The sequence below is a fragment of the Bacteroides sp. D22 genome (genome assembly GCF_000163675.1).
Classification (GTDB): Bacteria; Bacteroidota; Bacteroidia; order Bacteroidales; family Bacteroidaceae; genus Bacteroides; species Bacteroides xylanisolvens.
On sequence record NZ_GG774796.1, the window covers coordinates 312,579 to 338,320 of the forward strand.

Annotated in this window: 16 protein-coding genes; 12 read left to right on the forward strand and 4 right to left on the reverse strand. The window is 41.2% G+C overall.

The annotated features are described in order from the left end of the window. Positions 1-11: 11 nt before the first annotated feature. The 4 genes from HMPREF0106_RS21610 to rbsK are packed head-to-tail and all read right to left on the reverse strand — an operon-like array spanning position 12 to position 7,448. Positions 12-1,976: an ADP-ribosylglycohydrolase family protein gene (locus HMPREF0106_RS21610; RefSeq protein ID WP_009038932.1), complete on the reverse strand. Its 1,965-nt coding sequence runs from the start codon at positions 1,974-1,976 to the stop codon at positions 12-14. A 59-nt stretch (positions 1,977-2,035) separates the two neighbouring features. Beyond that, entirely contained in the window at positions 2,036-3,565 is a 1,530-nt protein-coding gene (locus tag HMPREF0106_RS21605) for a RagB/SusD family nutrient uptake outer membrane protein (protein ID WP_009038933.1), read from the reverse strand. Positions 3,566-3,579: 14 nt separating this feature from the next. Then, complete coding sequence (locus tag HMPREF0106_RS21600) at positions 3,580-6,513, reverse strand: SusC/RagA family TonB-linked outer membrane protein (protein WP_009038934.1); 2,934 nt, start codon at positions 6,511-6,513, stop codon at positions 3,580-3,582. Between the two features lie 20 nt (positions 6,514-6,533). Then, entirely contained in the window at positions 6,534-7,448 is a 915-nt protein-coding gene (gene rbsK, locus HMPREF0106_RS21595) for a ribokinase (RefSeq protein ID WP_008642596.1), read from the reverse strand. Between the two features lie 143 nt (positions 7,449-7,591). On the opposite strand from rbsK, the gene HMPREF0106_RS21590 reads away from it, so the two are divergent. The 12 genes from HMPREF0106_RS21590 to HMPREF0106_RS21535 all read left to right on the forward strand — a co-directional run bounded on the left by HMPREF0106_RS21590 (position 7,592) and on the right by HMPREF0106_RS21535 (position 25,530). Further along, complete coding sequence (locus HMPREF0106_RS21590) at positions 7,592-8,608, forward strand: LacI family DNA-binding transcriptional regulator (RefSeq protein WP_008642597.1); 1,017 nt, start codon at positions 7,592-7,594, stop codon at positions 8,606-8,608. 907 nt (positions 8,609-9,515) lie between these two features. Then, complete coding sequence (locus HMPREF0106_RS21585; RefSeq protein WP_009038935.1) at positions 9,516-12,935, forward strand: TonB-dependent receptor; 3,420 nt, start codon at positions 9,516-9,518, stop codon at positions 12,933-12,935. A gap of 20 nt (positions 12,936-12,955) precedes the next feature. Beyond that, complete coding sequence (locus HMPREF0106_RS21580) at positions 12,956-14,689, forward strand: RagB/SusD family nutrient uptake outer membrane protein (protein WP_009038936.1); 1,734 nt, start codon at positions 12,956-12,958, stop codon at positions 14,687-14,689. 19 nt (positions 14,690-14,708) lie between these two features. Continuing rightward, positions 14,709-15,500, forward strand: a complete 792-nt coding sequence (locus tag HMPREF0106_RS21575; RefSeq protein WP_004310723.1) for an endonuclease/exonuclease/phosphatase family protein — start codon at positions 14,709-14,711, stop codon at positions 15,498-15,500. A gap of 28 nt (positions 15,501-15,528) precedes the next feature. After that, positions 15,529-17,685, forward strand: coding sequence for an alpha-N-acetylglucosaminidase (locus HMPREF0106_RS21570; protein WP_009038937.1), 2,157 nt, complete (start codon positions 15,529-15,531; stop codon positions 17,683-17,685). An 8-nt stretch (positions 17,686-17,693) separates the two neighbouring features. Next, positions 17,694-18,836 (forward strand): glycerate kinase, encoded by a 1,143-nt coding sequence (locus tag HMPREF0106_RS21565; protein ID WP_032850981.1) that lies wholly within the window; start codon positions 17,694-17,696, stop codon positions 18,834-18,836. A gap of 6 nt (positions 18,837-18,842) precedes the next feature. Next, positions 18,843-20,099, forward strand: coding sequence for a GntP family permease (locus HMPREF0106_RS21560; protein WP_009038939.1), 1,257 nt, complete (start codon positions 18,843-18,845; stop codon positions 20,097-20,099). A 14-nt stretch (positions 20,100-20,113) separates the two neighbouring features. After that, positions 20,114-21,199 (forward strand): acyltransferase family protein, encoded by a 1,086-nt coding sequence (locus HMPREF0106_RS21555; RefSeq protein WP_008642604.1) that lies wholly within the window; start codon positions 20,114-20,116, stop codon positions 21,197-21,199. A 6-nt stretch (positions 21,200-21,205) separates the two neighbouring features. Beyond that, positions 21,206-23,389, forward strand: a complete 2,184-nt coding sequence (locus HMPREF0106_RS21550; protein WP_008642605.1) for an alpha-N-acetylglucosaminidase — start codon at positions 21,206-21,208, stop codon at positions 23,387-23,389. A 118-nt stretch (positions 23,390-23,507) separates the two neighbouring features. Further along, positions 23,508-24,089 (forward strand): RNA polymerase sigma factor, encoded by a 582-nt coding sequence (locus HMPREF0106_RS21545; protein ID WP_004317492.1) that lies wholly within the window; start codon positions 23,508-23,510, stop codon positions 24,087-24,089. Positions 24,090-24,197: 108 nt separating this feature from the next. Beyond that, positions 24,198-25,154 (forward strand): FecR family protein, encoded by a 957-nt coding sequence (locus HMPREF0106_RS21540; RefSeq protein WP_008642606.1) that lies wholly within the window; start codon positions 24,198-24,200, stop codon positions 25,152-25,154. 31 nt (positions 25,155-25,185) lie between these two features. Continuing rightward, positions 25,186-25,530 (forward strand): endonuclease/exonuclease/phosphatase family protein, encoded by a 345-nt coding sequence (locus HMPREF0106_RS21535; protein ID WP_232286749.1) that lies wholly within the window; start codon positions 25,186-25,188, stop codon positions 25,528-25,530. Positions 25,531-25,742 lie beyond the last annotated feature (212 nt).

Here is a 25,742-nt window from a genome sequence, read left to right on the forward strand (position 1 = left end):
TTTCTCCTCCTTTATTTCTCATAAACTCCCAACTCGGTGATAGAGATGAATGATGATACATTCTTTGTGTATTTATGCCAGTGTTCCTGCACTTTTGCATCCATTAGTACGCGTATCCCCTTGGTTTTTACTGCCGGGAATTCCAAAACATATTGTGCAAACGGAGGTTGGAAAAATACAATATCGGTTTCGGGAAGTGCCGGAGTTGATTTGAATTTACCTACGTCATACCAATGTCCGTCATTTCCAAGATATTGAATGTTTAGAGAAGTAAACCATCCTCCGAATTCCTCCAGACAGCCCATATCTAAAACAAGCATATTGATATTATGCTCTTCTTTCCAACCGTATCCGAAATAGTCTATTTTAGGCAGATTACTTTTGGCCGCTAATGAATAAAATACAGATCCTACGCCATCTTTGACTCCGTCATTAATTACTTCTACATTTGTTGCGTACATCGGTTTTCCAAAGGTAATCCAGCAAGAATCGAGTACTTCTTCGTTTAGTTTGCGGATATTTGCGTAAATAGTGTCAGCCTTGGGGGCTATATTCTTGGTTTTAACCAATAACTCAAAGTCTTTAGTAATTGAGTTCTTGTTATTTGCGCTTAACTGTAGGGTAATCGGATATTTGCCGGCTTCTGTAGGAGTTCCTGCCAGTTTACCGTTTTGGAATGTAACTCCTGCCGGAAGTTTACCTTTTACCAGTTCCCATTTGAAATCAGCGTTTGTTCTGCAGGCAAATGAGTAATCGGTAGGCTGTCCGATTTCCAAGTCCGGATTCGGACCGATACAGAATTCCATCGGGGGAATGAATTGTGCTTTGGGGTTAACATATACCATATCACCTTTCACTTTTCCTCCTTTGGCACAAACCAGTTCGATTGCTTTGTTGTAAGTACGTTCAATCATGTCTTCAATGGAAGCATCAGGCATATCAAATCTGGTGATATTGATATACCGGTCGTTGAAGGGTTTTTCCCATCCTTCGATAGGTTTAGTCAAACTTTCGGGAAGAGACTTTGCGCCATACATTACTCCTAGAAGTCCGGAGATAGTGGCTGCCTGATTGTCGCAGTCAAATCCCATTGCACAGCTTAAATCCAATGTCCGTTGGAAATCTCCTTCGCCATACAACATAGCCAAAATCCCGCATAATCCGTTCAGATTAGCATTCCAGATTGTTTTTGTCATGGCTGGCTCATCTATGTAATATTTTTTAGCCATGATTTGACGTGCTTTTACCCAATCTTTAGGATATTTGTCATATAAAGCAATCATCTCTTTTACAGCTATCGCATATCTGTCATCAGCAGGCAGTTCTTTCAAGGCTCGTGTAATCAGTTTGCGGATATCCTTGCAGAAAAAAGCGTCAGCGTACATTGCACCATATAGGACAGTGGGAGATACCGCCCACGAATCGCTTGTGATACGGGCCGCCCAATCACTTTTTCCTGCAGCATACGAAATCATTCCCGGTGCTGTATACGCCCATATCTCGTTAATCAATTGAGGGTCGATCTGATACCAGTGCGGATTCAGATTTTCGTCACCTGTGAACGGAGGGGTGAATCCAAGATGCATTAATCCGAGTGCAGCCCTATTGGCTAGCCATACACGGTCACGGATATGATACACCCATCCTTCACGCATATTGGCATAAGTAGGTTCTACGCCATATTTCTCCATTAATAGTAAGTAGATATACTCAACATCAGTATCGTCATCAGAGAATGCACCGTTATACTTCTGCAATTTATCTATATTTTTAGTGTAACCGAATGGAAATCTGGATTCCGGGGCAGGTTCATCTACAAACTTGTTCTCAAAAGGAAGTCCATATATGTTTCCTACCATTTGCCCGATCCAAGCTCCGGCTATTTTGTCTTTTAACTCTGTCTTTGAAATCTTCTGTGCAGAGATAAATAAGATGTTAGTAATTAAAACAAGTAAAAAGATGATTGGTTTTTTCATACTTATCAGGGTTGATTTGTTGGAAGGTACACTTTTCTATGTGAACCTTCCAATTGTGGTTAATAATCTTTGTTTTGAGATAATTTTGGATTTGCATTTAAAATATCCGTAGGAATTGGAAATACATTTCTAAAAGTTTCTGAACTTTGGTCAGGGTGTGCCCAATATTTTTTCAGATATTTTCCGAAACGTATCATATCTTCATGGCGCCATCCTTCCCATGCCAGTTCTCTGCCTCGTTCTGCATAAAGTTCATCAATCGTCAATTGGCTTGTAGTATATGCATCAAGACCTGCTCTTGTACGAATCTTCTTGAAGTCTGCCAGTTGGATGGCCTCACTTGTTCTGTTTTGTCGTACCAAAGCTTCTACATACATTAATACAACATCGGCATAACGGAAGATGGCAAAGTCGTTGTCCATACTAACTGTATATTCTTTTAAAGAACCATCAGTCTGGTAATGCCATTTCCAGCAGCGTGCACCATCGTATGTGCCACGTCCTCCGTTGCTATTGTAATATTTTTCTTCGGAGAAGACAGGAGTATATTCGAAACCAAGATCCTTTCCGCTTAGGTCTACTTGAGGACCGTATAACCAGCTCTGACTTCTGCGAAGATCTTGTTCTGCGTATGTTTGGAAAAAGTCTGGTTGGCAGAGAAAACCCGACCATGGGGCTGCCGGAATATTAAATGTTGCTTGTGATGCAGCTTCCAATGTCAGCGTATGCAGATAGAATGAACTACTGCTACCACTAGTATATACTCTATCATAAAGGATTACAAAGATATTCTCTTTAGAATCTTCGTTTTTAATGTCAAAGTTAGTAGAATAGGAGTCTTCAATGCTGTAAGCACCTATATCCATAATGTCTTTACAGGCTTTCTCTGCTTTGTCATACATTGGAGTACCGAACCATGCTTCTGCATTCAGATACATTTTCGCAAGAATACAATAAGCGGCAGCTTGTGTGACCCGTCCATAATTAGTATCTGAAGGCTCCCTGTCTAGGAACTCGATATTGTCATTAATTTCTTTTTCCAGATAATTGAAAATATATTCACGACTTTTTTGTTCCGGGTATCCGGTTTCCGTGTAGTCAGTTGTGAAAGGTACGTTTCCCCAACAAGAAATGGCTTGGTAATAGTAGAAAGCACGCAATATTTTCATTTCGGCTATAATCTTCTCTTTTCCTTCAAACTGAATAGGTGATAGTTCCGTTTCGTAAATAATTTCATTACATGCAGCAATACCATTAAATATCCAGTTCCAGCCCCTTGTTAATAATTTATTTGCAGGTGGAATTTTATTCGTCTGGATTTCTTCATAACGTCCATTACTGTACCAGGAACCACCACAAGCGGGAACAGCACATTCATCAGAAGCTTGTAAAAGCAGTGTCCATAAACTTTGTTCGGAATTGTATCCTTGTAATTTCGTATATGCTCTACCTGCATTGGCTACCAGTTCCTTCTCGTTTTTAAAGAAGTCATTCATCGCTACTCCTGTGTATACAGTTTCGCTAAGATCGGTACATCCGTATGATAATATACAGATAACGAAACTTAATATTATATTTGTCTTTTTCATGGTAATCTTATTTTTTAGAATACTATATTAACTCCAAAAGTAAATTCTGTTGTACGCGGATAATAGCTCAAACTTTCCATACCGGGTTCCAGTCCGGAAAGGGCAACTTCTGGGTCGACACCAGAATAACCGGTGATACAGAATACATTCTGTGCAGTAAGAGACAATCTTAGTCTTTTTATCATTTTAGATGTGAAATCCCAAGTATATCCAAAGGTAACATTATCTAGTTTTAAATAAGAAGCATCCTCTATATATTTGGAGGAATATTTATAGGTCGTACTTGTGAAATTCGTTTGAGATAACCAGTTTGATGAGATATTTCTAAGTCCGATGCTGCTTAGATTTTCATATTCCATCGCATAGTTGTTCAGAATTTCTCCGCCGATAGATGCACGCAGTGAGAAACTCAAGTCGAATTTCTTATATCTGAAGGTATTACTCCAGCTAAGAGTGGCATCCGGATAAGCACAGCCAATTTTTTCCCATTGTTCTTCCGGTACGGAACCGTCTGCATTTTGTCCTAGCAATACATCTTTTCCATCTGTATCAGTTCCTAACCATATAGGACCATAGAAAGTACCCAATGACTGTCCTTCTATCAGACGTTGAGTGTAGCAGGCAGCACTTGTAGACCATCCCACTTTGTATGTTCCGTTAGTGAATTCATCATTGGTGAATTTCACCAATTTGTTTTTATTGTGCGAAACGGTAAGTGAGGTATTCCATGTAAAGTCTCTAGTGTTAAAAGGTGTACCGGATATTGTTAATTCAACTCCTTCATTAGTAACTTTTCCAACATTCGTAAACAAGGTATTATATACATAAGGAGGTGTTGGCACGATGTAGTCATATAGCAAGTTTGATGTAGTCCGTTTGTAATAATCGAAAGTGAACGAGAGGCGGTTATCAAACATTGTCATATCAACACCAACGTTGAACTCTGCTTTTTTCTCCCATTTTAGATCCGGATTTGCATTACTCGCAGGTTGATAAGTATTGATCCATTGGCCATTGTAATAGAATTTACCGGCTGTAGTCATCATCATCAAAGATTTGTAGTTTGAGAAATCCTGGTTACCGGTAACTCCGTATCCGGCTCTCAATTTTAAATCATCGATCCATTTGACATTCGAGAGGAATTTCTCTTTATTAATACGCCAACCTACGCTGACAGCCGGGAACCATCCCCATTTATTATTGTCACCGAAACGGCTGGAGCCATCACGACGTAGTGAAGCAGACAAAAGATATTTATCATCGTAGTTGTACATAAAACGTCCGAAGAATCCGATATATGTATTATCTTCTTTATTGGACGACATGCTGGCTTTGCCTTCAGTTAGATTCGTTCCTGTTCCGATGTTATGAGTCTGGTTGTCATCGAAGTCGAAACCGGAATTTGTCATGGATGCAGATGTGCTATAAGTATACTGGTATGTATATCCGAGTAATGCCTGAATGGAATGTTTTCCGAAAATATTCGAGTAATTTAAAGTAGACTCATATTGTGTATCGTTTTCCTGATAGTTTTCAATATAGGCTTGCCCGTTTGTTCCTATTAAACTTGGATAATAATGTGTGTAGTATTCACGTGTCTCATATTGTTCCTTGTCGTATGAAACAAAGTTCTCCCATTTTAATCCTTTTATAGGCAAAATGTTTAGAGTAGCACGAATATTTGCACCATAATTATCATTCTTACTTTCCATGTTCCTTTCGTTAATGATCGCTACCGGATTGTAATATTCCATTGCTTTGATACGGCTATATCCTCCGGCATCCGGATCGCTGTCGTCATAAACAGGCTCTGTTGGATTATGGGTAAATGCCTGCATAAAAGCACTTGTAGAGGAAGGGCTGTATTTGCGATGAATGATATTCAGGTTATAATCCAAATCGACCCATTTATCTAATAATGACTGGCGAATATTGGTACGTGCCATTAGCTTTTCGGAGCTATTGTGCTTTTGCAAGCCATCGCTCTTTTCATAATTGAAAGAAGTGTGATGTGAGAACTTCTCGGAACCTCCGGATATAGACAAGTTGTGCTTATGGCTGAACGGAGTTTGCGTAATTTCTTTAAACCAATCGGTATCACTGTCAAAGATATAACTTTCCAATTCTGGGCGATACTCCTTGATAACAGATTTGTATTCGCTTGCCGATAAAGGTTTTGCTCTGCGTGAAACGACTCCCACGGTGAGTTGTCCATCATAAGAAACTTCCGTTTTGCCACTTCTTGCACGTTTAGTTGTGACGATGATTACTCCATTCGTACCTCTTGTTCCATAAATAGCAGCTGCCGAACCATCTTTTAATACGTCTATAGATTCCACTTCCTGGAAGTTGATATTTCTGATATCTGCACCTGCCACCCCATCAATAATAATTAATGGACCTTGGCCTGCGGAAAGTGTGTTTGTTCCGCGAAGTAATACTTCATATTTGGCTGTCGGATCAGCACCGTTCGGGTTGATAATTTGTAATCCTGCCACTTTTCCTTGCAACATTCCCATAGCATTGGTGAATGTTCCGGGATTGAGGTCATCTTTCTTCATGCTGGTAACCGATCCTGTAAGCTCTTTCTTTGTGGTAGAGCCGTAGCCGATTACTACAACGTCATTAAGCACTTTCGAGTCTTCGCGCAGGTGTATTACAAGCTGTGTCTGATTTCCTACTTGTTGTTCAACAGTTGCATAACCTACATAAGATATAACCAATACATCAGAAGGATTCGCTTTTACATTGAAGGTTCCATCAACTCCTGTAATAGAACCATTTGTTGTACCTTTAACAAGGACACTGGCACCGATAATGGGTTCATTTGCTTCATCGAGGACTGTACCTCTTATTGCCTTCTGGGCAATAGCATCATTGCTCATCAAAGAAAATACTATTAACAACATACTTGTCAATAGACCGTGGATTGAACATTGTTTTATCATAATAACAGAATTAAGGATGATTATTGTATTTCTTTTCTCAAAGGTATAGATACTTGTGCTCCCATTCTGGTAACAGAAATAGAAGAGGCTTTACTTGCAAATATAATTGCATCTTTTAGATTTTTGCCCTCAGACAGAGCTACGCACAATCCGCCGCAGAATGTATCTCCGGCAGCGGTTGTGTCTACTGCTTCTACCTTGAAGGCTGGAATGTGGATAAACTCATTGTTTTCATAGGCGAGAGCTCCTTTGGCTCCCATCGTAATAATGACAGTTTTTATGCCTTTCGAACTAATATAACGAATCGCTTCTTTTGCCGATTCATCATCTGTAATGTGCATTCCCGAGATGATTTCAGCCTCTGTGACATTAGGAATAAGAATGTCGACATTGGCTAATAACTCGTCAGGCAGTTGTTGGGTAGGGGCAGGGGCGGGATTTAATATAACGGTAATTCCATCTTTTTTCGCCATTTTGGCTGCATAAGTGACACTCTCGATTGGAGTTTCCAACTGCATGATGACGATGGATGCCTGTTTGATGGCAGGTTCTGCATGCTGTATGTCATCAATAGATAAAGTCCCGTTGGCTCCGGAAGCAACAACAATACAGTTTTCCCCTTTTTTGTCGACATTGATAAGAGCTACTCCTGACGGTTCCTGCGGGGTAATTCCTACATAAGTAGTGTCGATCTTTTCTTTGTGAAACATTTCCAAGGTTTCATTTCCAAAAATGTCATTCCCTATTTTACATATGAAAGTGACATCTCCTCCTAGTCTTGCAGCAGCTACGGCTTGGTTAGCTCCTTTGCCGCCATGATTCATTAAGAAGTTTCCTCCCAGAATTGTTTCTCCTGGTTTTGGTAGACGGTCTGATTTGATAACCATGTCCGTATTACTACTACCTATCACTACGATTTTCTTCTTTGTGTCCATATAATGAGTATTAAGTATTAAGGCGAATTGAATCGTAAACGATGCGCAATCGTTTGTGCAAATATAGAAATTTTTTTCAAAACAAAATATTTTTCTTGCTTTTTTCTCAAATAAAATGTTATTTTTGCAAAAAACAGCCAGTAATGAAGAAAACTCTGATTGATGTATCAAAGAAAACTGGGTACTCTATCTCTACGATTTCCAGAGTGTTAAATGGGAAATCAGAGAAATATAGGATCAGCCAGTCTGCTAAGGAGGTTATTTTGCAGTCCGTTAAAGAATTGAACTATCAGCCTGATATAGTTGCGCAAAGTTTGCGCAATAACACGACATATACTATAGGCCTTCTTGTACCACACATAGATAATCCTTTTTTTGCCAATATAGCAAGTGTTGTCATCCGTGAAGCACAACGTTATAATTATACTGTCATGCTTATCGATACCCTGGAAGATCCTGTTCAGGAAAATAAAGCTATCGATTCGCTTCTATCGCGTAAAATAGACGGCATTATTTTGGTTCCAACCGGTGAAAACCCTTCTAAACTCGAGGAAATTAGTACTAGAACTCCGATTGTGCTAATTGACCGCTATTTTGAGAAGCATAATTTGCCATACGTAGCTACTGATAATTATATAGGAGCTTATCAGGCAACGAAATTATTATTAGAATCGGGGCATAGTAAGATTCTCTGTATTCAGGGGCCGGATATTTCTATAACAACTAAGGAACGTGTGCGCGGGTATCTTGATGCGCTTCGCGAAGCTGGTTATCAGGATAACGCAATGATAAGAGGAAATGAGTTCTCGATTCAGAATGGTTATATTGAGACTAAGTTGGCTCTGAACTCTACTACAAAACCTACTGCTATATTTGCGTTAAGTAGTACAATTCTTTTGGGAGCCGTCAAAGCATTAAATGAGCATAAAGTGAGAATTCCTCAAGATATGTCTATTATTTCGTTTGATGATAACTTATATCTGGACTATTTGAACCCTCCTATTACTCGTATTGCACAATCATTGGAGAATATTGGCATTATTGCTGTAAAAATGTTGATGCAGAAGATTTTGGAAGAAACTGAACTACATTCGGAGATTCTTTTGAAACCTAATATTATAAAACGGGATTCGATAAAGGTGTTAACTGATAGAAAGTAGTATTTTATATAATAGAAAAAATCGGGTTTGAACAATGTCAAGCCCGATTTTTACATATTAACACCGTTTCTTATGCTGCCGGATCCGGTGCTTCACCACTGTCTTCATTTCCACCTTCTCCGTTGCCTCCATTTCCATTGTCAGGCGTACTTGACACCATTGCCTTTTGAACCAACTATATGAATTTATAAGTATTAAGAGTTTTGGGCTCAGTTGTAATTCTTGGGGATTGGGGGGGATTTGATTCAGGGCAATCACATCCCTAAAAATTGATTCATTCCTGCACGGTTTTGAATCAATTGCCACTAATGATTTCATTAGTTACTTTTAGGTAATTACTTCCCTATTAATATGTATTTCATAGCCTAATGAGTTTTCGTTTGACTTAAGTCAAACGAACGCTTAACTTAAGTTGAACTATCGTTTGACTTAAGTCAAACGAAAACTCATTAGGCAATCAAAAAAATAATATAGGCAAGAAGAAAAAATAAAAGTAGCATAGTGGCGAGGTATAATTAACGATAGCATAGTTCATTCATTTCCGTACCGGAATGAATCTATTTTTAAGGGTGTGATTGCCCTGAATCAAATCCCCAAAATTTTCAGACTGAGCCGAGTTCTGGTGGAATCACTCATATGTGAGGTGGATGTTGCTCATTCTTTTTCAGGTAAAGACACTAATTTATGCATTAAATGAGAAAATACGATATCCACCCTTTATATTTTCTTTTAAAAACTATACCTTCGAAGTGGTTTCTTTCTTTTTTATCAAGTATGGATGGATTTCCGGCAAGTTCTCCTATATTTCCCGAATTAATATTCATTAACTTATTTGCCGTAATACTTTTTAATATCTCTTGTGTATTAGCTAATAGATATTGAACTATTAACTTTAAAGACTAATATTATGGAAAAAGATTCTCCTTTTTCATCCACCGGCAGAAGGTGTATTGTAACCCTAATGTGCATATTTGTCACTGCTTTTGTTTATGCACAACAGCAAAAAATATCGGTTAGTATCAAAGAGCTTCCTCTTAAAGAAGCTATCAGTCAGATAGCAGAGAAGGCATCGATGAATGTAGCCTATAGCAAAGAATTTGTGGATACGAGTAGGAAAGTGTCATTGGAGGTAAAAGACACAGAGATAAACAAAGCGCTAACTCTTTTGCTAAAAGGGACTAACATTGGGTTCCGTTTCCTGGATGACAGTATTTTATTTTATAATAAAGAATATCAAAATAAAACTGACCCTGTTGATTCGCAAGGAGAGAAAAAGGAACTATATGTGAAAGGTAAAGTTACTGACGAGAATGCGGAACCGATCATCGGAGCCACCGTATCGGTAAAAGGCTCGACTACAGGTACAATCACCGATATCAATGGTCAGTATTCCATCAAGGTACCCTATGGAAGTACACTTCGGTACTCATACGTCGGCTACCGTGAAGAAAGCGTCATAGCGAAAGCAACGACAGTAAACGTAGTGATGAAAGAGAATGCTGTCAGCCTGGAAGATGTAGTAGTTGTAGGTTATGGCGTGCAAAAGAAAGTGAATGTAACAGGTGCCGTATCTATGGTTAAAGCGGAGGCTATTGAGAACAGGCCTATAACTAACGTAACTACAGGGCTGCAAGGATTGTTGCCTGGAGTTAGTATTGTTTCCTCTTCGGGGCAGCCGGGTGCTGTGCCCAGCATCAACATTCGTGGTACGGGAACCATCAATAGTAGTACAGCACCTTTGATCTTGATTGACGGAGTAGCCGGGGGAGACATTAACTTATTGAATCCTTCGGACATCGAAAGCGTATCAGTACTGAAAGATGCCGCCTCATCAGCTATTTATGGAGCACGTGCCGCTAACGGTGTTATTCTTGTAACGACTAAAAAGGGAGAAAAGAAAGAGCGCGTAGTATTCCAATATAACGGATATGCCGGATTCCAGACTCCCACAGCATTGCCCGAACTTGTTAATGGAAGGGAATACATGGAACTCTCCAATGAAGCCATGAGTGCTGCTGGATTTTCCAAGCCCTATACACAAGAGGCTTTCGATAAATATGATTCGGGATTGTACCCCAACGAATATTCCAATACAGACTGGATTGACGAAATATACAAAAGCCGGGCTTTTCAAACGGGACATAATGTGAGCGCACGGGGTGGAAGCGAGAAAACCGGATTTTTTATGTCGTATGGTTTTCTGGATCAGGATGGACTGGTTGTAGGTGACGGATATAGTTCCAAAAGACATAATGCGCGTATCAGTGTAAACACGGAGGTATATGATCGTTTGAAACTGACCGGACAGATGAGCTATGTTGATTTCTATAAAAAGGACTTAGGTTATAGTGGCACATCAGGAGTATTCCGCCTGTCACAGCGTATGTCTCCGTTACTTCCCGTCATGTGGCAAATTCCTGATGAGAATGGCCGGATGGTAGATAGTGAGAACTGGTCGTACGGTTCGGTGCGTAACCCCTTGCAAGTAGCCTATGAGTCGGGAATGGAAGAACGGAAAACACGTGTGCTCAATGGTATTTTCAATGCAGATCTCAAAATTATAGACGGACTGAACGTAGGTATGCAGTACTCTGCTAATATATATACCCGCCAAGTGGATGAGTTTAACCCGAAGATGTTGTCTTATTACTCGGACGGTAGCCCGTTGAAAGCAAATGAAGATGCCAAGGACTATATCTCACAAAGCCATCTCGACGTTATGACCCAAACGCTGCAATTCACCCTGAACTTTAATAAAACCATAGGACGCCACGAGTTGGGAGCATTGATGGGATTTTCGCAAGAGTGGGAAAACAGAAGCACACTGGGGGCTACACGTGATAATGTGATGGTTGAGGATATTCACGTTATTAGTGCCGGAATGATTAATTTTATGAATAGCGGAACAAAAGACGAGTGGGCTTTGCGTTCTTACTTTGGTCGTGTCAACTATGCTTTTGACGGTAAATACCTGTTTGAAGCTAACCTGCGTGCCGACGGAACTTCAAGATTTGCCAAGGGCAATCGTTGGGGATATTTTCCATCATTCTCGGCAGGATGGAACTTTTCACGTGAAAAATTCATGGAGTTCGCTACTTCGGTATTGAGCTCGGGTAAGCTGCGTGCTTCCTGGGGTGAGTTGGGGAATCAAAACATTCCCGGTAATTACTACCCCTACTTGTCACCTATCATAACCGAAGAGTCTTATCCTATCGGAGCTTCTAATACACCTGTTATGGGACTTTGGCAAAACAAAATCGGTAATCCCGACATCAAGTGGGAAACCATCCGCATGCTTAATTTCGGGGTAGACCTTAGTTTTTTGAACAATAGACTGAATGTGGACTTTGATTGGTATAAGAAAGAAAATATTGATGCATTGGTTCGTCCCGATGTTCCGGCTATTGTCGGGGTTTCCAGTAGTAACGTAGGTTATGTCAATCTTGGTAAGATTGATGTCAAAGGATGGGAACTTAATCTGTCATGGCGTGATAAGATCGGAAGTGTAAATTACAATCTCGGGTTCAATCTGTCGGACGCCCGTAATAAGATTACCGATTTGGGTGGAACTCCGGAGTCGCTGACCAGTACGGCTTCCGGTTCGTATCGTCGGGTAGGTGATCCGATAGGTGCTTTCTATGGTTATCTGACTGATGGACTGGCGCAAGTGTATGACTTCGAATCGGTGAATACAACTACAGGTAAGTACCAGAAACCAAAATTTCCTCTTGTTGCATCACAAAACGGCATTGTACAGCCCGGAGATATTAAGTATCGGGACATCAGTGGTCCTGACGGCGCTCCCGACGGGGTAATTGATGACTACGACAAAGTGGTGTTTGGCGAGAAAGAGCCCCATTACACTTATGCAATCAAGGGTGGCTTGGAATGGAAAGGCATTGATTTCAGTTTCTATTTGCAAGGCGTAGGCAAAGTTGCCGGTTACCTTGAGGATGAGGCTCGGCATGCGTTTATCAATGACTACTCAATCCCTAAAAAAGAGCATCTTGACAGATGGACGCCTATGAATCCAAATGCTTCTTATCCCAGACTTTATCAGTCACAGGAGCACAACAGGCTCTTCAGTGACTACTGGAAAGAGGATGCATCGTACTTGCGTCTGAAGAATATTCAGATAGGTTATCGTTTTCCTGCCCGGATGGTGGCACCTCTTGGCATTAATAGTCTTAGAGTATATGCTTCGGCAGATAACTTGTTTACTAAAACCGATTACTTCGGAGCTTATGACCCTGAAGTGAGGACCACCAGCGGAGATGTCTATCCGCAAGTAAAAACCTATGTTTTTGGATTATCAATAACATTCTAACCTATTAAACGACTATAAAGATGAAATACTCAAAATACTTTTTAATCATTGCTTTATTTGGTATAGTTACCTCATGTAGCGATTTTCTGGATAGAACGAACCCTAACGAGCCGGACAATGTAACATTCTGGGTGAATGAAGATCAGCTTAAAAATGCCTTGCCTCCCTGTTACGAAGCTTTGCAAAAAGACTATCTCGTGAATTGGAGCGAATCGACGGCCGAAACTGTTATGTGGGGGAATATTACTAGTGGACTAAGTAAGGTTTCAGGAGGCAAGCACTCTTATACTGACGGCTTCCCCTTCACTACCTATTGGACAGGAGCGTATAGCTATATTTATCGCTGCAATAATTTTCTGGACAACTATAATAAAGCGCAGGTAGCTCAAAATAAGAAGGACGTTTATGCCGCGGAAGTAAAAACTATCCGGGCGCTTATGTACTTTTACCTCACGACATTTTGGGGTGATGTACCTTGGGTAGGAGAAGTCATCCAGCCCGAAGATGCATATATCGAACGTACTCCCAGAGAGAAAGTCATCGACCAGCTCGTCGAGGATTTGAAATGGGCGGCGGAGCGTATGCCTGAAGAAAGGTATACGGGCGATAAACTGGGAAGACTCGACCGCTGGGGCGCTTTAGCCATATTGGCACGTATTGCCTTGCAAAACGAAAGGTGGGAACTGGCTGCAAAAACGAGTGAATATATCATCGAAAACAGTCCCTATGGTCTGTATGAATACGAAAAACTATTTCATCACGAAGGGGATGTCGAGAATGATCCGAAAAATATCGAAGCTATCGTATATAGTCTTTTTGTACCTGAAATCCGTACACAAAGTCTGCCCAATGAAACTTGCAGTCCAACAGATTATATACGCCTCAATCCAACGAAGTCGTTAGTGGATGCTTATCTGTGTACAGACGGTAAACCGGCAAAAACCGGATTGGAATATTATAAAAAGACCGGTGTGCAGACCTCATCGTTATACAAGTCGCCTGAAGAGCATTATGTGGATTACTTCCAGAACAGAGATCCTAGAATGAAGATGACTTTATATGCTCCGGGTGACAAATGGCCGGGAGGAGATGACGGTGATCCTGATACGGATAAGGCCAACGAGATATTTAATCTGCCTCGTTTTGCTTCATTGCAAGATAATAACCGTGTGGGGGCAAATAGCCGTACAGGTTTCTATCTGAAAAAGTATAACGATATTGATTTGGCCGGCTCAAGTGTGGGTGGACATGGGAATCTCAATGTCATCCGCTTTGCCGAAATCTTGCTGATTTATGCCGAAGCCACTTTCGAACTACAAGGCAAGAAACTGACACAAACACAGATTGATTACTCCATCAACAGGCTTAGAGATCGTGTGAATATGCATCGTATGAACCTTGACGAACTTAGCGCATGGGGGATGGATCTCGAAACCGAATTGAGAAGAGAACGTCGCATTGAGTTGGCAGGTGAAGGAACAAGATACGCCGATGTGATGCGCTGGCGTGAAGGCGAACTTCGCTTTGGACGTGCCATCACCGGTCCCAGCCTGAAAGTTTGTATGAACGATTTGGGCGCCAACCCGTATCCCGATACCGGAGTAGATGAGTTTGGCGATGTTATCTACGAAAAGTCTACCGCGGAAGGCGGAGCACGCTACTTCGACGCAACGAAACATTATTTGTGGCCCGTGCCTAATCCCGAGCGTCAGAAGAATCCTCTGTTAGGACAAAATCCGGGCTGGGAAAAGTAATCATTAAAAAATAGAAACCATGTATTCAATGAAGAAATATTTATTATTGTTTTTATGCCTGACTTTGGGCGTTGCCTATGCGCAAGATACTCTACGGGTGCGGGTAATGACCTATAATTTAAGATTTGGCGAACTGGCATCTTTAGAGGAACTTGCTCATCACATCAAATCCTTCAAGCCTGATTTTGTGGCGCTTCAGGAAGTGGATAGCAAAACAGACCGTAAGCGTACCCCGCATCAGAAGGGGAAGGATTTTATATCCGAACTTGCCTATCATACAGGGATGTTTGGGCTTTACGGAAAAACGATTGACTATTCTACCGGTTATTACGGTATTGGGATGTTAAGTAAATATCCATATATTTCTGTCCAAAAGATAATGCTGCCCCATCCGGTCAAAGAGCATGAGAGACGGGCCATGCTGGAGGGATTATTCGAAATGGGTAATGATACCATTGTTTTTACCTCTACGCATCTGGATGTCAACTCTCAAGAAACAAGGGCGGAGCAAATAAAATTTATTACCGGTCATTTCAAAAATTATAAATATCCTGTAATTTTGGGAGGTGATTTCAATGCGCGTCATTACTCCGAGGCAATACGTGGTATGGATAGCTGGTTTGCTGCGAGTAACGATGATTTTGGAATGCCGGCATGGAAACCTGTGATTAAGATAGATTACTTGTTTGCTTACCCGCAAAAAGGATGGCGTGTGATTAGTACACAAACTGTTCAGTCGCTTTTGTCAGACCATTTACCGATTATTACGGAACTGGAATATGTGAAAGAAGCATCGAAGAAAAAATATTGATACTCACTTATAACATTTATGATTTTCTATGATACATACAATAATCAAGTATTTACTGATTTCAGCAACGCTTTTTTTCTGCTCATGCCACAAGCCTAAGACGGATATTATCACCCCCGCCAAACAGTTAATAGAGCGTCAGATTGGGGAAAGAGCACAGTCTATCCACTTTGAATATATCGAACCATCCGACGGTAAAGATATATTCGAAGTGATAGCAAGCGACGGCCGGCTTACCCTAAGGGGAAGTAGCTCCGTTGCTATCTGTTACGCTTTTCATACCTACATGAAAGAGGCCTGCAAGAGTATGAAAACATGGAGCGGTGAACATATAACGTCGGTGATGCCGTGGCCCGATTATGAATTGTATGAACAGGTGTCCCCTTATGAGTTGCGCTATTTCCTTAATGTTTGTACATTCGGCTACACTACCCCTTACTGGGACTGGGAGCGTTGGGAAAAGGAAATTGACAGGATGGCTCTTTATGGTGTAAATATGCCCTTGGCTACCGTGGCCAGCGAAGCCATTGCGGAACGGGTATGGCTGCGTATGGGATTGAACAAAGAAGAAATCCGTGAGTTTTTCACTGCCCCCGCACACCTTCCCTGGCATCGCATGGGCAATCTGAACAAGTGGGACGGTCCCTTATCTGATGCATGGCAACAGAACCAAATCGCTTTGCAGCATCAAATCCTGACCCGTATGCGCGAGTTGGGTATGCAGCCCATAGCACCTGCGTTTGCAGGTTTCGTGCCGGAAGGATTCGTGCAGAAACATCCCGACACACAATTCCGGCACATGCGGTGGGGTGGTTTTGATGAAGAGTACAACGCTTATGTATTGCCACCGGATTCACCTTTTTTCGAAGAGATAGGCAAACTGTTTGTCGAAGAGTGGGAAAAAGAGTTTGGAGAAAATACGTATTATCTCTCGGATAGTTTTAATGAGATGGAGCTGCCTATCGATAAGGAAGATAAAGAAGCGAAATATAAGTTATTGGCCGGGTATGGAGAAACGATCTATAAATCAATTGCAGCCGGAAACCCGGATGCCGTTTGGGTTACACAGGGATGGACATTCGGATATCAACATTCATTCTGGGATAAAGAATCGCTTAAAGCCTTGTTAAGCAATGTACCTGATGATAAAATGATTATCATTGATTTGGGCAATGATTATCCGAAATGGGTGTGGAACACCGAACAAACATGGAAAGTACATGATGGATTTTACGGAAAGAAATGGATATTCAGCTATGTACCCAACTTTGGCGGGAAAAACACCATGACAGGAGACTTGGACATGTATGCAAGCTCCTCGGTCAAAGCGTTACGTGCAGCTAATAAAGGTAACTTGATTGGGTTCGGTTCTGCCCCTGAAGGACTCGAAAACAATGAGGTTGTTTACGAACTGTTAGCCGATATGGGATGGTCATCAGATAGTATCGACCTGGACGATTGGATGAAGATATACTGCGAGGCCCGTTATGGAGGATATCCCGATGCCATGGAGGAAGCTTGGAAACTTTTTCGGAAAACAGCATATAGTTCTTTATATTCATACCCCCGTTTTACCTGGCAAACCGTAATACCCGATCAACGGCGGATCAGTAAAATCGACCTTAGTGATGATTACTTGCAGGCTATACGTTTGTATGCTAGTTGCGCTGACGAACTGAAAAGCTCTGAATTATACAGAAACGACCTCATAGAGTTTGTTTCGTATTATGTAGCGGCTAAAGCTGAAAATTTTTATAAGCAGGCCTTGAAAGATGATTCGGAGAATCGTGTTCTCGCAGCGCAACGTAATCTGCAACAAACTGTTGATTTGTTGATGGACGTTGACAGGCTGTTGGCCTCTCATCCTTTATATCGATTAGAAGAATGGGTGGAACTTGCGCGCAATAGCGGAACAACTCTTCAGGAAAAAGATGCTTATGAAGCAAATGCCAAACGCTTGATTACAAGTTGGGGTGGTATTCAGGAAGATTATGCTGCCCGTTTCTGGAGCGGGCTGATTAAAGACTACTATATCCCTCGTATACAGCTCTATTTCACAAAAGACCGGAATAAAATCCGAGAATGGGAGGAGCAATGGATCACATCTCCCTGGAGCAACAGTACGACTCCGTTTGATGATCCGGTCGAGGCTGCATTGAGTTTAATAGAGAAAACAAATAAGTGATAGCTTTTATGAAAAAGATTGTATTGGCATTCGACTCGTTTAAAGGTTCGGTCGGTTCTTTTGAGATAGCAAAAGCTGCCGAAAAAGCGATTCAGGAGGAATTACCCGACTGTCAGATTATACGTTTCCCCATAGCTGATGGCGGCGAAGGGACTACAGAAGCTCTATGCTCTGCCCTTCATGCTCAAACGGTGTCATGTCGGGTGCATGATCCATTCATGAAGCCAATTGAAGTATCGTATGGCATCGTAAACAATGGTGCGATGGCTATTATCGAAATGGCCTCGGCCTGCGGTCTGCCATTGATTGATTCAAATCGGAGAAATCCCATGAAGACTACGACTTATGGAGTTGGAGAAATGGTTGCTGACGCATTAAAACGCGGGTGTCGGGAATTCATTATCGGGATCGGCGGAAGTGCTACGAATGATGCGGGAATAGGTATGCTGAAGGCTTTAGGTGCACGCTTTTTAGATAGCGGAAACGGTGAGTTGGAGCCTGTCGGCGAAAATCTGATAAAAGTTCATCAAATAGATATTTCCCAATTAAATCCGGCATTGAAGGAAAGTCATTTTACGATCGCCTGTGATGTTAGTAATCCATTTTTTGGAGAAGAGGGTGCGGCCTATGTATATGCTCCCCAAAAAGGGGCAAATAGTTTGCAAGTGATAGAGTTGGACAATGGGTTGCGGCATTATGCACAGGTGATAAAGGAATATACAAATATGGATATATCACAGCTTCCCGGTGCTGGAGCAGCCGGAGGAATGGGAGGCGGCTTACTTCCGTTTTTGAATGCAGAATTGCAATCCGGAATAGAAGTTATATTGAAAACGCTTCGTTTCGAGGAGGTCGTCCGACAGGCAGACCTGATACTGACCGGAGAGGGGAAGCTGGATCACCAGACTTGTATGGGAAAAGCGCTGGACGGAATCTTACGTGTCGGTGAGAGATGTCAGGTTCCGGTGATAGCGTTGGGGGGAGCGGTCGAAGCCACCGAAGCGCTTAATAGGATGGGGTTTACTGCCGTACTGCCTATTCAACCTTTTCCGGTAACACTTGAAGAGGCGATGCAACCGGAGTTTACGAAAGAAAACATAGAGAGAACGGTGCGACAGGTGGTGAGAATCATAAAACAATTTACTAAATAATACTCAATGACAGCGATAGGCGCATTAATCGGGCTTTCATTATCCATACTGTTAATCATAAGAAAGCTTTCTCCGACATACAGTCTGATTATCGGAGCGATAGTCGGAGGGTTGTTGGGAGGACTATCTTTAAATGAGACCGTAACGGTGATGACCGAAGGAGTGAAAGAGGTCACCCCGGCGGTATTGCGGATTCTGACAGCCGGAGTCTTGTCAGGCATATTAATACAAACCGGAGCTACCACGGTCATCTCCAATGCGATTATAAACAAAATGGGTGAAAAACGGGTATTTATGGCATTGGCACTCGCAACGATGTTGCTTTGTACGGTAGGCGTCTTTATTGATGTGGCTGTGATAACCGTTGCGCCGGTGGCTCTTTCGATAGGCAAGCGTCTAAACCTGTCTCCATCTGTGTTACTTATTGCTATGATCGGGGGAGGTAAATGTGGAAATATCATATCACCTAACCCGAACACCATTATAGCAGCCGGAAATTTTAATGCAGATCTATCGGCTGTAATGTTTGCCAATATTTTACCGGCAGTGATCGGTTTGTTTTTCACTGTTTTTGTTATTGTCCGTCTGATGCCTCAAACAGTGAAAAACAAAAAAACGATGATGCAAACAGAGGATAAAGAGGAAGAGAGAAATTTGCCCTCGTTAAGAACCAGTCTGATTGCTCCTGTTGTTACGATTGTTTTATTGGCATTACGTCCTGCGGCAGGAATCAATATTGATCCTTTGATAGCTTTGCCGGTAGGTGGTTTATGTGGTGCTATCTGTATGAAACAATGGAAAAATATTCTTCCCAGTATAGAATATGGACTGCAAAAGATGTCTGTGGTAGCTATTCTGTTGATAGGAACCGGAACTATTGCCGGTATCATAAAGAACTCTTCTTTGAAAGATTGGATTCTTACAGGATTGGATCATGCTCATATGAGTGATGCATTGATTGCTCCTATATCAGGCGCGTTGATGTCGGCGGCTACCGCATCGACAACAGCCGGAGCGACACTGGCTTCTTCTTCGTTCGCTGAAACGATATTGGCTATAGGCATTTCTGCGGTTTGGGGAGCGGCTATGATTAATTCCGGAGCTACAGTTCTTGACCATTTGCCACATGGTTCGTTCTTTCATGCGACAGGAGGCGTATGCGAACTCAATTTTAAGGAACGTCTGAAGCTGATACCTTATGAATCGCTTATAGGGATAGTGTTAGCTGCCGGAACGACTATTTTATATATAATAAGTAATTAAAAGAATCAAATATTATGAATCCGAACAAACGGTTACTTTCGCTTGATGTACTTCGGGGTATTACTGTTGCCGGGATGATCTTGGTCAACAATACAGGAAAGTGCGGGTATAACTTTGCCGCTTTTGCACATGCCAAGTGGGATGGCTTTTCGCCGGCCGATCTGGTATTTCCGATGTTTATGTTCCTGATGGGTATTTCGACCTACATCTCTTTGTGTAAGTATGACTTCCAGTGTCGACCGGCCATTACGAAAATCATAAAAAGAAGTCTCTTATTAATATTTATAGGTCTGGTTATGGAGTGGTTCATTACATCAATCGATAGTGGTAACTATTTTGATTTGAGTCAGCTCCGGTTGATGGGAGTTATGCAACGGCTTGGGATTTGTTATGGTATTACAGCCTTATTGGCCGTAGCAATACCGCATAAGCGTTTTATGCCATTAGCTATTATCTTGCTGATTGTCTACTTTATTTTTCAGTTATTTGGAAACGGATTTGAAAAGAGTGCGGATAATATCGTCGGGATGATTGATTCGGCTATTTTAGGGGCTAACCACATGTATCTTCAGGGCCGCCAGTTTGTCGATCCCGAGGGGATACTTAGTACGATTCCCGCTGTGTCTCAAGTAATGATCGGTTTTGTTTGCGGAAAGATAATCATCGATATTAAAGATAATGACCGCCGGATGCTGAATCTATTCCTTATAGGTACCACGCTGTTGTTTGCCGGCTATTTGTTAAGCTATGCCTGTCCTTTGAATAAACGTTTGTGGTCTCCTTCGTTTGTTTTGCTTACTTGTGGGATTGCGGCATTGTCATTGGCATTGCTACTTTATATCATTGATGTGAAGCAGAATAAAAAGTGGTTTTCGTTTTTTGAAGCATTTGGAGCGAATCCGCTTGTAATTTATGTGTTTAGTTGCATAGCCGGAGGATTGCTTGTGCATTGGCATATCCATACGGCTGTATTCAATAATTTGCTTAACCCGTTATTCGGAAATTACTTCGGTTCATTTATGTACGGTGTATTTTTCCTCTTGTTCAATGGGCTGTTGGGATATATTTTGTTAAAAAGAAAAATCTATATAAAATTATAAATCAGAATGAAAAGAAAAAGTGTATACACGTGTCTGGTTATGCTGCTTATGTCGTTGGCTCTTCAGGCTAAAGACAAAGACGTAGCTGTTGCGGAAGCATTATTGAAACGTTTGCTGCCGTCATACATCGAGAGTTTTCAGTTTCAAAAATTAAAAGGAGAGAAAGACTGCTTTACGATAGAGTCCGTAAAAGATAAAATTGTAATCGGTGGAAACAACGCCAATTCAATGGCGATGGGACTGAACCATTACTTGAAATATTACTGTCTCACTACAGTGTCATGGTATGCGGATATAGCCGTTGAAATTCCTGAAGAATTGCCGATGGTTGGTGAGAAGGTCGTTTCGGAAGCGAGAGTGGATACTCGCTTTTTCCTGAATTACTGCACGTATGGTTACACGATGCCTTGGTGGCAATGGAAAGAATGGGAGCGCTTTATTGACTGGATGGCCCTTAATGGTATAAATATGCCTTTGGCAATTACCGGACAAGAAGCTGTGTGGTATAAAGTCTGGTCGAAAATGGGAATGTCGGACATCGAAATACGCTCTTACTTCACGGGACCACCGTATCTGCCCTGGCATCGGATGGCTAACATAGATCGTTGGAACGGTCCGTTGCCGATGGAATGGCTGGAACACCAGGTAAGCTTGCAGAAAAAAATACTCGCACGTGAGCGTGAATTGAATATGAAGCCCGTATTACCAGCCTTCGCCGGACATGTACCTGCCGATTTAAAACGGATCTATCCCGAGGCCGATATTCAACATTTGGGCAAATGGGCCGGCTTTGCTGATGCATACCGTTGTAACTTTTTGAACCCTAACGATGCTTTGTTTGCGAAAATTCAGAAACTATTTCTTGATGAACAAAAAAAACTTTTCGGAACCGATCATATTTATGGTTTAGATCCTTTCAACGAGGTTGACCCGCCCAGTTTCGAACCCGAATATTTGCGGAAGATAGCTTCGGATATGTACGCTACATTGACGGCTGCCGATCCCAAAGCCCAATGGATGCAAATGACGTGGATGTTTTATTTTGATAAAGATAAATGGACTTCCGAGCGAATGAAGGCTTTGCTGACAGGAGTGCCACAGAATAAAATGATATTACTTGATTATCATTGTGAAAATGTTGAATTATGGAAAAGAACAGAGCATTTTCATAATCAGCCCTATATTTGGTGTTATCTGGGCAATTTCGGTGGAAACACGACTTTGACAGGTAACGTCAAAGAAAGTGGCGCACGACTTGAGAATGCTCTCATTAACGGTGGAGGCAACCTTAAAGGAATCGGCTCTACGCTGGAAGGATTGGATGTGATGCAATTTCCCTACGAATACATTCTTGAGAAAGCATGGAACCTGAATGTAGATGATAATAAATGGATTGAATGTCTGGCTGACAGACATGTGGGATGTGTGTCGCAGTCTGTGCGCGATGCTTGGAAACGATTATTCAATGACATTTATGTACAGGTGCCGCGCACATTGGGTACTTTACCCGGGTATCGCCCTGCATTGAATAAGAACAGTGAAAAACGGACAAGTAATGTGTATAGCAATGTTGAACTACTAGAGGTCTGGAGAAAACTGAATGAGGCACCTTCTGACCGGAGAGATGCTTTTCGCCTGGATTTGATTACTGTAGGCAGACAGGTGCTTGGAAACTACTTTCTTGATGTGAAAATGGAGTTTGACAGGATGGTTGAAGCTAAAGACCATCAGGCTTTGAAAGCTTGCGGCGAAAAAATGAAGGAGATATTGAATGATTTGGATAAGCTGAATGCCTTTCATCCTTATTGTTCGCTGGATAAATGGATTGATGATGCGCGGAAGATGGGAGATTCTCCCCAGTTGAAAGACTATTATGAAAAGAATGCTCGCAACTTGATTACTACTTGGGGTGGAAGCCTGAACGATTATGCCAGTCGTTCGTGGGCAGGACTGATAAGTGATTATTATGCAAAGCGCTGGGAGGTGTATATCGATACATTTATCAAAGCAGTTGGGGAAGGTGTAGAGGTGGATCAGAAGCAACTTGAAGATGAATTAAAAGAAATAGAAGAAGGTTGGGTAAATGCAACTGATCGGAAGGATGTTCGAAAAGATGTTCATTCAACAACTGACGGATTATTATCATTCTCCACTTTTTTGTTCAGCAAATATCAAAGACTGGTGAAATAAATAAGAGACCTGTTTCATTTGTTGCTCGCGAATCATGCTATATCAGAAAGAATTAATATATTTGAAAGTAAGGACTTGATATAATAAGCTTTTTATTTTCATATTTAAAATGATTAAGATGTCCCAGAAATACTCACAGGATGAAGCCCAAGCTTTGGTTAAGGCTCTGAAAGAGGGGAACCAGCTGGCATTTAGTATTGTGTACAAGACATATGCGGCGCAGACCTTTTCTTTGGCATTTAAATATTTGCTGAATAAAGAATTGGCTGAAGATGCTGTGCAGAACTTATTCTTAAAACTCTGGCTGAAAAAAGAAGAAATCGACGAGACAAAACCTATAAACAGATACCTTTTTACAATGTTGAAGAACGATCTGCTCAATACGTTGAGAGACTCAAAGAAAAATATCTATTTACTTGAGGATTGCCTTTCAATGGTTTTGGAATTGGAAGACAATTCTCAAAACGAAAACCTTAAACAAGAACAAATGAACATCATACAGCAAGCTCTTGAGCAACTTTCGCCACAACGCCGCAAGGTTTTTGAAATGAAAGTTTCGGGAAAATACTCCAATCAGGAAATAGCCGATAAACTTAATCTTTCGATCAATACAATTAAATTTCAATATAGCCAATCTTTGAAGCAGATTCGCGCGACAGTGGGAGAGCTTAGCCTATTGTTGCTTTATTGTATGATGTAGTTTTATCTCTTTTTGCTGAAATGGAACGTTCTTTTGAATTAACACGGTTTAACGTAGTCTGTATAATACTTTTTTGTAACAGTGTGTATTACTAATAGATATTGAAATATGAAATCAAAAAAGAAACATACAAGTCAGGACCTTGAAATAGTTGACGGCATCGGGAAATATATGGATGACGACATTCAGAGGATAATAGAAGGCAAACAGCTCGAATTGGGCGACAGAGAATTGCCTCCTTTTGATGAATATCGCATTTATAAGAATATTCAGGAAGCCGTGATGCGGGAAGAAAAACGAAAGAACAGGAGAATAAGGATGCCATTGTTCTTTAAGTGGACGGTAGCCTGTGCAATTGTTTTGCTTGTGATAGGTGTAGGATATAATTTCTATCAAAGTCATAGTGAGGCAAACCTTGTTTATCGGGAGGTCTGTGCTGTAAGGGGTGAAAAGCTACTCGTATTACTTCCTGATGGTAGCCGGGTGTGGTTAAATGCCGATTCTAAATTGACTTATCCGGAACAGTTTGCAAAATACAACAGGAATGTTACGCTGGAAGGAGAGGCTTATTTTGAGATAGCAGAAAACAAGAAATCCCCTTTTCTGGTACTTGCCGAGAATGTGAAAATACAAGTGACGGGAACGTGTTTCAATGTAAAAGCATACGCTTCGGATAAGGTAATCAAAACTACACTCGACGAAGGAAGTATAAATATCGGGCATGTGCAAAGCCGCAGGCCTATGCAGCAAATGCTTCCCGGACAAACTGCAGTTTATGAAAAAAGGAGTAATGTAATAAAAATAAAAACTGATAGATATCACGATGATGCTTCGAGTTGGAAGAGCAACCGGCTTATTTTCAGAAATGCATCATTGAAAGAGGTGCTTACAACACTCTCGCGGCATTTTGATATAGAGATTACAGTTAAAAACGAAAAGATTGCTTCGTTTACGTACGACTTTGTTTGTAAAGGGAACGACCTGAACTATGTGTTGGAAGTGATGCAATCCATAACACCGGTTAGCTTTAAAAAAATATCAGAATATACATATACCGTTGAATAAGTAAACTTAATCTAATAACAAAAACAAATTTATGAAAGCACTTTTAAAGCCCATTGTATGGGTATGCCTTTTCTTCTTTGCGTATCAAAGTACGTATGCGCAGGCTCTTAAAATAATGAGCTATAATTGCCGGATGTCCGGGGAAATGACCGGTTACTCGGTGAAGGAGTATGCTGTATTTATCAGGAAATACAATCCGGATGTTGTAATGTTGCAAGAGATAGATTACAACACAAAAAGGAACAAAAATCAGGATTTCACCACTCAACTGGCTGCGGAGTTGGGATTGTTTTCCGTATTCGGGAAAGCGATGGATACTGGTGGTGGAGAATATGGAGTAGCTATCCTTTCAAAATATCCTTTTGTTTATCCTTAATTCCGCAACACTATAATTTAACTTTATTTATAAGTTCCTGAGCAACAAAAAGTTGCTCAGGATTTTGCCATGTCAGATTTTTCACTTATCTTAGTGTTGCAATTCAAAACAAGCGTAAATCGTAACAAGACATGGCAAAGGTACAAATAAAATCTGAAAAACTCACACCTTTTGGAGGAATTTTTTCAATCATGGAGCAATTTGACTCCATG

Coding starts and splice junctions, on each gene's coding strand:
- HMPREF0106_RS21610 (WP_009038932.1), bottom strand. CDS start 1,976: ATGAAAAAACCAATCATCTTTTTACTTGTTTTAATTACTAACATCTTA.
- HMPREF0106_RS21605 (WP_009038933.1), bottom strand. CDS start 3,565: ATGAAAAAGACAAATATAATATTAAGTTTCGTTATCTGTATATTATCA.
- HMPREF0106_RS21600 (WP_009038934.1), bottom strand. CDS start 6,513: ATGATAAAACAATGTTCAATCCACGGTCTATTGACAAGTATGTTGTTA.
- rbsK (WP_008642596.1), bottom strand. CDS start 7,448: ATGGACACAAAGAAGAAAATCGTAGTGATAGGTAGTAGTAATACGGAC.
- HMPREF0106_RS21590 (WP_008642597.1), top strand. CDS start 7,592: ATGAAGAAAACTCTGATTGATGTATCAAAGAAAACTGGGTACTCTATC.
- HMPREF0106_RS21585 (WP_009038935.1), top strand. CDS start 9,516: ATGGAAAAAGATTCTCCTTTTTCATCCACCGGCAGAAGGTGTATTGTA.
- HMPREF0106_RS21580 (WP_009038936.1), top strand. CDS start 12,956: ATGAAATACTCAAAATACTTTTTAATCATTGCTTTATTTGGTATAGTT.
- HMPREF0106_RS21575 (WP_004310723.1), top strand. CDS start 14,709: ATGTATTCAATGAAGAAATATTTATTATTGTTTTTATGCCTGACTTTG.
- HMPREF0106_RS21570 (WP_009038937.1), top strand. CDS start 15,529: ATGATACATACAATAATCAAGTATTTACTGATTTCAGCAACGCTTTTT.
- HMPREF0106_RS21565 (WP_032850981.1), top strand. CDS start 17,694: ATGAAAAAGATTGTATTGGCATTCGACTCGTTTAAAGGTTCGGTCGGT.
- HMPREF0106_RS21560 (WP_009038939.1), top strand. CDS start 18,843: ATGACAGCGATAGGCGCATTAATCGGGCTTTCATTATCCATACTGTTA.
- HMPREF0106_RS21555 (WP_008642604.1), top strand. CDS start 20,114: ATGAATCCGAACAAACGGTTACTTTCGCTTGATGTACTTCGGGGTATT.
- HMPREF0106_RS21550 (WP_008642605.1), top strand. CDS start 21,206: ATGAAAAGAAAAAGTGTATACACGTGTCTGGTTATGCTGCTTATGTCG.
- HMPREF0106_RS21545 (WP_004317492.1), top strand. CDS start 23,508: ATGTCCCAGAAATACTCACAGGATGAAGCCCAAGCTTTGGTTAAGGCT.
- HMPREF0106_RS21540 (WP_008642606.1), top strand. CDS start 24,198: ATGAAATCAAAAAAGAAACATACAAGTCAGGACCTTGAAATAGTTGAC.
- HMPREF0106_RS21535 (WP_232286749.1), top strand. CDS start 25,186: ATGAAAGCACTTTTAAAGCCCATTGTATGGGTATGCCTTTTCTTCTTT.